This is a genomic window from uncultured Desulfovibrio sp. (assembly GCF_944327235.1).
Lineage (GTDB): Bacteria > Desulfobacterota > Desulfovibrionia > Desulfovibrionales > Desulfovibrionaceae > Desulfovibrio.
Genome location: NZ_CALVHE010000097.1, coordinates 1 through 8,409 on the forward strand (window position 1 = coordinate 1; position 8,409 = coordinate 8,409).

General features: G+C 66.8%; 5 protein-coding genes. 3 read left to right on the forward strand and 2 right to left on the reverse strand.

Translation table 11 applies throughout. The features are described from left to right. The first annotated feature begins 581 nt into the window (after positions 1 to 581). The 3 genes from Q0K00_RS10460 to Q0K00_RS10470 all read left to right on the forward strand — a co-directional run bounded on the left by Q0K00_RS10460 (position 582) and on the right by Q0K00_RS10470 (position 4,947). Positions 582 to 2,375, forward strand: a complete 1,794-nt coding sequence (locus Q0K00_RS10460) for a TraB/GumN family protein (protein WP_297229297.1) — start codon at positions 582 to 584, stop codon at positions 2,373 to 2,375. Next, a complete protein-coding gene (locus Q0K00_RS10465) occupies positions 2,368 to 3,309 on the forward strand; it encodes a translation initiation factor IF-2 (protein WP_297229299.1) in 942 nt (313 codons plus the stop codon). The genes Q0K00_RS10460 and Q0K00_RS10465 overlap by 8 nt, the downstream gene beginning before the upstream one ends. A gap of 561 nt (positions 3,310 to 3,870) precedes the next feature. Further along, on the forward strand, positions 3,871 to 4,947 hold the full coding sequence (locus Q0K00_RS10470; RefSeq protein WP_297229301.1) for a radical SAM protein: 1,077 nt from the start codon (positions 3,871 to 3,873) through the stop codon (positions 4,945 to 4,947). A gap of 625 nt (positions 4,948 to 5,572) precedes the next feature. Here the strand turns inward: Q0K00_RS10470 and Q0K00_RS10475 are convergent. Together Q0K00_RS10475 and dapF are read right to left on the reverse strand one after the other, a co-directional pair. Continuing rightward, positions 5,573 to 6,796: an LL-diaminopimelate aminotransferase gene (locus tag Q0K00_RS10475; protein ID WP_297229303.1), complete on the reverse strand. Its 1,224-nt coding sequence runs from the start codon at positions 6,794 to 6,796 to the stop codon at positions 5,573 to 5,575. Between the two features lie 13 nt (positions 6,797 to 6,809). Further along, positions 6,810 to 7,667, reverse strand: coding sequence for a diaminopimelate epimerase (gene dapF / locus Q0K00_RS10480; protein WP_297229305.1), 858 nt, complete (start codon positions 7,665 to 7,667; stop codon positions 6,810 to 6,812). Positions 7,668 to 8,409: the final 742 nt, after the last annotated feature.

The window sequence follows — 8,409 nt, forward strand, 5'->3', positions numbered from 1 at the left end:
GGTATACGTCATGCGACAGTGACGCCCTGCGCCACGCGGACAGGGGTGTACGGGGGTCGTAGGGGGTGTAGAGGGGCTTGCCCCTCTCACCCCCTGCCGCCAGCCGCGCAGGCTACCAAGCCTGGACGCCGGGCAGCATCCGCAATCCAGCAGAAGATAAAAAAGAAAAAGGATGAGGCTCCCCCGCCCAGATGCTGGGCAGTATCCGCAATCCAACACCGAAAAAAGAAGGAAACAAGCCCTCTCCTCATCCCGTCGGGGGACCTTCCAGACAACGGGACGGCTTGCGTGTCGCCTTGCCCTTGCATCCTCCTGAATAAAGCGCGTTGGGGGAAGGGTTGGGGGGGCTGGGGGGAAGGGGAACACCCTTGCGCGCTAGCGAAGGGGGTTCCCCTTCCCCCCAGATGGACCGCCTTCCGCGCAAGCGGAGGGCGGAGGGGCCCCTCTTCCCCCCAAAAATCAACACAACAGAATAAATCTGCCGTATTGAAGAAAGAAAGACAAGGGGTGGGGGTGGGGGTATTTTTTGCTTGGCGGGGGGTGTTGTTGGCGGCTATGGTGAGTTGAGCAGGAGAACCGCCATGCCGACATCCTCCGTCAAGCCGTTCGTAGCTGATAACGACACGCCGTCCTTGTCCGCGGTCGATCTTGCGGCCCGCATCCCTGAGCATTCTCCGGCGTTGATGGCGGTGGCGTCGGGGGGCAGTCCGTTGCGGGTGGGGGACTATTTGTTTTTCCATGCCGGGGAGCGGCTCATCGGCATCGGGTATGCGCTGACGGGGGGGACATCCCCGGCGGCGTTCGAGGCGGCCTTTCGGGAGGCGAAGCGCCGCACCGGGGCGCGGATATTCCATCTCATGTCGCCGCGCCTGCCTGCGTCGTTGCGCGGGCATACGACGGAAACGGACCGCTATTATGTGCTGTCGGCGCAGGCTCCGGTGCCTGCGCGGCTGCGTGCGCCGCTGGCGCGGGCACGGGCGGCATTGCGGCTGGAGGACGGACGGGAGTTCACGCCCGCGCATCGTCGCCTGTGGGGGGAATTCCTGGGGCGCGCGTCCTTGCCGCCGTCGGTGCGCGCGCTGTACGGGCGGGTGGAGGAGCTGCTGCGGGACGAGCGTTGCCGCGTCCGTCTGCTCAATGCCTTTGACGCCGACGGGCATCTGGCCGCCTGCCTTGTCATGGACGAGGCCCCGGCGCATTTCGACACCTATCTGCTGGGCGCGCATTCGCGGGAACACGCGACGCCCTACGCCACGGATGCGCTCTTTGCGCTCATGCTGGAACGGGCGCGGCGGCGGGGCAAGCGCTTCATCCATCTGGGGCTTGGCGTCAATGCGGGCATCAGCCGTTTCAAGCGCAAGTGGGGCGGCCGTCCGGCCCTGCGCTACGTTCGGGCCGACTGGGAGGAGCCGAAGCGGGACGAGGCTTTCCTGCTGGCGCTGCTGGAGAGTATGCACACCGACCCGGACGCCGCCTGGCGCGAGGCGCAGCGCGAGATGGAGCACGCACAGGTCCAGCGTCCTTTCCGTATGCTCTGGAAGGTGGAGAAGAGCGGCCGCACGTCCTGGCTGGGCGGCACGGCCCACTTTTTCCTCTATTCCTTTGAAAGCGCGTTCAAGCGCCTGTTCCGGGAGGTGGACACCGTCCTCTTTGAAGGTCATCTGGACGAGGACAGCCTCGAGACGGTCGCCCGTGCGGGCAAGCGTCCGCCCGCGCCGGGGACCTGCCTCCACGACCTGCTGACCCCGGCCGAGCGGGCAGCGCTGGCGCGAGTGGTACGCGGGCCGGAGGGGCCTTTCTGGCGCGCCCTCAACATGGAAGCGGCGGACAAGGCCGATGTGGACTGGTTCCTGCGCCGGACGCGCCCGTGGTACGCCTTCTTTTCCCTCTGGTGCGCCTATCTGGAACGGCGCGGCTGGCGGTATTCCGTCGATCTGGAAGCCTGGCGCACGGCCCACGACATGGGCAGGCGCGTGCTCGCCATGGAAGACCTCTCCGAACAGATAGCCGCGCTGGAGAGCGTGCCCCCCGCGCGGGCCGTGGCGCATTTCCGGGCCTGCGGGCAGTGGGCCGCCTACCTGCGGGCCAATGTCCGCACCTATCTGGCCGGGGACCTCATCGGCATGATGGGCACCAGTACGGAATTCCCCACCCGCACGGGACAGGTGATCGCGGAACGGGACCAGCGCTTCCGCGAGCGTATGCGCCCCTATCTGGAACGCGGCGGCTGCTGCGCGCTGGTCGGCTCGGCCCATTTGCTCAATCTGCGGCACATGCTGCGCGAGGACGGCTTTACCGTCACCCCCGCGGGCCGGAGCCTGTTCTTCCGGCTGCGGCGGAAATTGCGCGGCCCCCGGGAGGGTGACGATGACTGACGACCACGGGATGACTGACGGCCACGAAATGACTGACGGCGACTGGCGCGACTTCAGCCTTGGGGCGCTCGTCCCCGAGCAGCTCATCCACTATGTGCGCGGCATGAGCGACATGCGGCCCCTGCGCGTAGGCCCCTGCCTCGGCTGGCGGCAGGGCGGTCATCTCGTGCTGGCCGCCTTCCCGCTCACGGAGCCGCCCTTCGGCCCTGCGGAACGCCGGTCCATCGAAGAAGCCGCCGCCCTCGCCGCCTCCCTGCCCTGGGTACGTCATCTGGTGGTGCTGGCCCCCTTCCGGCCCCGCTGCGCTCCCCCCTCGGCCCATTGTCACGAGGACGCCTGCTGGAGCGTCCCCCTGCCCGTGGCCCCGCCGCGCGGCAAGCTCGGCAATCAGATCCGCCGCGCCCTGCGCGACATCCGCATCGAGCAGCACGGCGCCGAAGGCTGGACGGGCGAACACGAGGACCTCGTGCTGGAAGCCGGTCGCCGCCTGCAAAACCAGCCCGGCGAACGCGCCCTTTCCGACGCCTCCGCCCTGCTCTTCACCCGCATCGGACACTATCTGCGTACCGCAGGCCCGGCGGCCCGCTGCTACTCGGCCAGACGCCTGTCCGACGGCAGCCTCTGCGCGCTGGCCGTGGCCGATCACGCCGCCTACGCCACCGCCTTCTACCTCTTCGCCTTCCGCAGCCCCGACGCGCCCCCCGGCACAGCGGACGCCCTCCTCCTCGCCCTGCTGGAAGAAGCCGCCCGACGCGGTCAACGCCGCTGCAATCTGGGCCTCGGCATCCATGACGGCATCCGCTTCTTCAAACGCAAATGGCTGGCGGAACCCTGGCTGCCCCTCGTGGAATGCGCCTGGGATGTCCCCGCCCCCAGCCGCCCCGCCCCGCTGGCGCGCCTGCTCACCTTCCTGCGCGGCGATCGAAAAGCGTGAACGCTGGCGTTCGTTGTCAGTCTGGGGGGAAGGGGAACCCCTCAGCTAGCGCGTGAGGGGGTAGCTCTGCTGTCGATGCCCGTAAGGCTCCTGCGTCGCCTAACGGTCACGGCCCTGCGGGCCGCCATTCGGTCGCTCCCCTTCCCCCCAGGCCCCCCATCCCTTCCCCAGCGCGCTTTATTCGGGAGGATGCACGGGCTGGGCGACGCGCAAGCCGTCCCTTCGGCTGTCGGTCCCCCGGCGGGATGGAGGAAGAGAGCGTCTTTCAGGCGAGGCGGCACAGCGTTTCAAACGGAAAAGGCTTTTATTCGGGAGGATGCACGGGCTGGGCGACACGCAAGCCGTCCCTTCGGCTGTCGGTCCCCCGGCGGGATGAAGGAAGAGAGCGTCTTTCAGGCGAGGCGGCACAGCGTTTCAAACGGAAAAGGCTTTTATTCGGGAGGATGCACGGGCTGGGCGACGCGCAAGCCGTCCCTTCGGCTGTCGGTCTCCCGGCGGGATGGAAAAGAGGTTGGGGAAAAGTACGAGGGACGAAAACCATCATCATGGAGGCGATGGGCCATGCCGCGGACAGACAGGGAAAAACGGACGCAAGCCCCCGATCCGCTGGCCGAGGCCGCCCGGCGGCGTCCGGGCTGGTGGCGGCGGCTGCGGGAGCGCTGGACGGACGACCGTCCGCTGCAACACATACAGGTGGAAGTGACCTCCCATTGTCCGGGGGCCTGCTGTTACTGTCCGCGTGCCGTCCATGCGGACACCTGGCGGGCGCGTCACATGGCCGACAGCACCTTTGCGGCGCTCTGGCCGCTCATGCGCCGCAGTCGCCGCGTCCATTTGCAGGGCTGGGGAGAACCGCTCCTGCATCCGCGCTTCCGGGACTATGTGGCGCTGGCGCGGGCGGCGGGCTGTGCCGTTTCCAGCACGACCTGCGGCCTCCGCATGGATGAAGCGCTGGCCGAGGACATCGTGCGCGGCGGTATGGACATCCTCGCCTTTTCCCTCACCGGCACGGACGAGGCGGGCAATGCGGCCCGACGACATGTGCCCTTTGCCCGCGTGGAACAGGCCGTGACCTGTCTGCAAACGGTCAAACGACGCCTGCGCCGACCCGGCCCGCGCGTGCATCTGGCCTATCTGCTGCTGGCGGGCAATGAGGAGAGCGCCCGCCGCCTGCCCGAACTCATGCGGGAGTGGGACGTGCCCGTCTGCGTGGTCAGCACCCTGGACATGCCCGTGCTGCCGGAACACCGTCAGCTTGCCTTTGCCCCGGACGAGACCGAAAAGATAGCCGCCGCCCGTGCCCTGCTGGAAGAGATCGCCGCCCGCGCCGCCGCCGACGGTCGCCGCATCCGCTACGGGCTGCCGCGATCCCGCCCCATCCACGCCTGCCGCGAGGACATCGACAAAAGTTGCTATGTGGATGCCGACGGCAACATCTCGCCCTGCATCTACGTCAATGTGCCCTGCGCCCGGCCCTCGGCCACGGCGTCCCCGTGGGTATTCGGCCAATTGCCGCACGACGACGCGCTGGACGTCTGGCAACGCCCGGAGTTTGCCGACTTTCGCGGCGACCTGTGCCACGACGCCCCCCCGCCCCCCTGCCTCCGCTGCCCCAAACGCTACGAAAGCTTTGTCTGAACCGTACAGCGCAACGGCAGGGCACGGAACGTCCGCCGCCTCTCCCCCCTACCCCTTCCCCCGTCCCGCCGGGAGACCGCCAGCCAGCGCGAAAAAAGGACATCCCCTCCGCCCAGAGCGGCGGACAGGGTACACGACATGCGACAATGACGCCCGGCAGCCAAGGGGACATTTTCCCCGGATGGTCAACGGCCCTGCCGCCTATTGCGCCGAATCAACAACGGAAAGCCGTTTCTCCCGCCTCCACATCAAGGGACGATGTACCACTTGCGGAGCGGGGGCGACGATTTCGCCTTGTTGACGCAAGCGAGGCAGGGCGCGGAGGAGATCGCCGCCCGAAAGGGAAGGGACGCCTTGCGTGCTGCCCTCTCCTCTTCCCGCATGACACCGGGGGACCGGCAGGCGAAGGGGCGTCTTGCGTGTCGCCCTGTCCTTGCATCTACCTGAATAAAGCGCGTTGGGGGAGGGATGGGGGGCCTGGGGGGAAGGGGACCCCTTTACGCGCTAGCTAAAGGGGTCCCCTTCCCCCCAGATAGCCCGATGCCCGCAACGCCGTGGGCGTTACGGGCATCGGTATCGGCAGCGACGGACGATGCGGCGGGGTTTCCGTCCCCCGCATGTTTTTTTACAAGGCCCGGAGGCGTTCGATGGCTTCGGTGGTATCGTCGGGCGAGCCGAAGGCGGTCAGTCGGACGTAGCCTTCGCCGCTGAGGCCGAAGCCGACGCCGGGGGTGCAGACGAGGGCGGCCTTGTGGAGGAGCCGGTCGAAGAAGCCCCAGGAGGTGGTATCGCCGGGCACGCGGACCCAGAGGTAGGGGGCGTTCTTGCCGCCGTAGACATCGAGTCCCATGCGGCGGAGGGCGTCAGCGATGCGGGCGCCGTTGGCCAGATAGGCGTCGATGATCTCGCGGGATTCCTGTTTGCCCTGTTCGCTGTGGACGGCTTCGGCGGCGCGCTGGACGATGTAGGGGCAGCCGTTGTACTTGGTGCACTGGCGGCGGTTCCAGAAGGCATTGAGGCTGACCTTGCCGCCCGTGCCGTCATTGATGCGGACGGCGTGGGGCACGACGGTGTAGGCGCAGCGCAGGCCGGTGAAACCGGCGGTCTTGGAGTAGCTGCGGAATTCCACGGCCACTTCCTGCGCGCCGTCGATCTCGTAGATGCTGTGGGGCACGTCGTCCTCGCGGATGAAGGCCTCGTAGGCGGAGTCATAGAGGATGAGGCAGCCTTCGCGGCGGGCGTAGTCCACCCAGGCGGCCAGCGCATCGCGGCGGAGCACCGTGCCTGTGGGGTTGTTGGGATAGCACAGGTAGATGATGTCCGGGCGGGAGAGGGGGAAGTCCGGCACGAAGTCGTTTTCCCGCGTGCAGGGCAGATAGATGAGGCTGTTCCAGCCCTGATCGGTCAGTTCGCCCGCGCGTCCGGCCATGACGTTGGAGTCCACATAGACGGGGTAGACGGGGTCCATGACGGCCACGGTGCAGTCCTGGGCAAAGAGTTCCTGAAAGTTGCCGAGGTCGCATTTGGCGCCGTCGCTGATGAATATCTCGTCCGCCTGCAGGCTCACGCCGCGAGGGGCGTAGTCCTGCGCCACGATGGCCTCGCGCAGGAAGGCGTAGCCCTGTTCCGGCCCGTAGCCGTGGAAGCCTTCGGCCGTGCCCATCTCGTCCACGGCCTTGTGGAGGGCGGTGATGACGGAGGGCATGAGGGGGCGGCTCACGTCGCCTATGCCGAGGCTGATGACGCGCCGTTCGGGGTGGGCGTCGCGGAAGGCGGCGACTTTGCGGGCGATATCGGCAAAGAGGTACTGGCTTTGCAGGCGGCAGAAGTTGGGATTGATGCGCAGCATGTCCGATCCTCGCTTACGCCGACAGTTCGCCGTCAAAGACCGTGGCGGCGGGGCCGCTCATGTAGACGTGGTTGTCCGCCTTGTCCCAGACGATATGCAGCACGCCGCCGCGCAGCTCCACGTCCACGGTGCGTCCGGTCAGCTCATTGAGCACGCAGGCGACGGCCACAGCGCAGGCGCCGGTGCCGCAGGCCAGGGTCTCGCCGGTGCCGCGTTCCCAGACGCGCATACGCACGCGGCTGGTGGAGAGCACTTCCACGAATTCGGTATTGGTGCGCTGGGGGAAGAGCGGATGATGCTCGAATTTGGGGCCGATCGCGGGCAGATCCAGCTCGTCGATGCCCTGCTGGAAAATGACGGCGTGGGGATTGCCCATGGAGACGGCCGTGACCTGGTAGACGGTGCCGTCCACGGTGACCGGGCAGTCCACGAACTGGGGCTTGTCCACGCCTTCGGGCAGGATGGCCGGGATGTCGGCCGGGGCGAGCACGGGCGCGCCCATGTCCACGGTGGCGCCGGTGACGCGGCCGCCGTCCTTGAGCAGACGCACGATGCGGATGCCCGCCGCCGTCTCCACCCGGATGGTGTCCTTGGTGCACAGGCCGTTGTCGAAGACGAACTTGCCCACGCAGCGGATGGCGTTGCCGCACATCTCCGCTTCGCTGCCGTCGGGATTGAACATGCGCATACGCACGTCGGCCTTGTTGGAGGGCAGGATGAGCACGAGCCCGTCCGAACCGATGCCGAAATGGCGGTCGCTCACCCGTTTGGACAGCGCGCCGGGGTCGGTCACATGCGACGCGAACCCGTTGATGTACACATAATCGTTGCCCAGCCCCTGCATCTTGGTGAATTTGATGACATTGCTCATTCTTTCTTCCTTTGACAGCTTGCGACCCCTGCCGTCATGCGGCGTTCGACTCTTCCAGATATAAAAAAGTATAGTCGCGGACCCGATGAAAGTAAAGGAATACCCCCGGACGGGGGGAGCCGCCCGCCCTGGGGAGGCGGGACGGCGCGCGGCGGGCGGGACGGAGCGTTTTACCTTTTGCAAAGGCAAAACGCGGGACGGCGGCACATCGCGGCAGAGGGCACGCCCGGCGCGGGACATCGGAGCGTTCGACGTGGGGAGCGAGAGCGCCCATCCGAAAAACGCAAAAATGCCGGAAGCAGAGCAGCGTATCTTCCCCCCCGGGATAACACCACTCCGCTTCCGGCAATTTTTGAACGGGCTTGCGCCCGGTCTCTGCACGTAAACGGGCGAATGCGCCCCACACAGCCGCCTGCGGAAAAACAGGCAAGAATTCAATATGTTAAATCAGACTAAATGGCAAGCCTTTTTTTGCTCTTGCGTATTTCCTCGTGGACGGAACCTCTGTTCGCGACAGCGGGCACGGGCACGTCGCGCGCATCCCGAACGCGAGGCGGCGGCACATCGCCGCCCGGCCCAAACCAGACGGGACGACCGCGCTTTTCCCGCGAAACGACAGGCCGTATGGTTCAGGGCGCAAGGCCTTGCAAACGAAAAATGTCCTGGAGCGGATTCGCATTGAAATCGTGTCCGATCTCAATGCTGACGCTGCCCTCACACTACGGAAAAAGCGTGGTTTTTC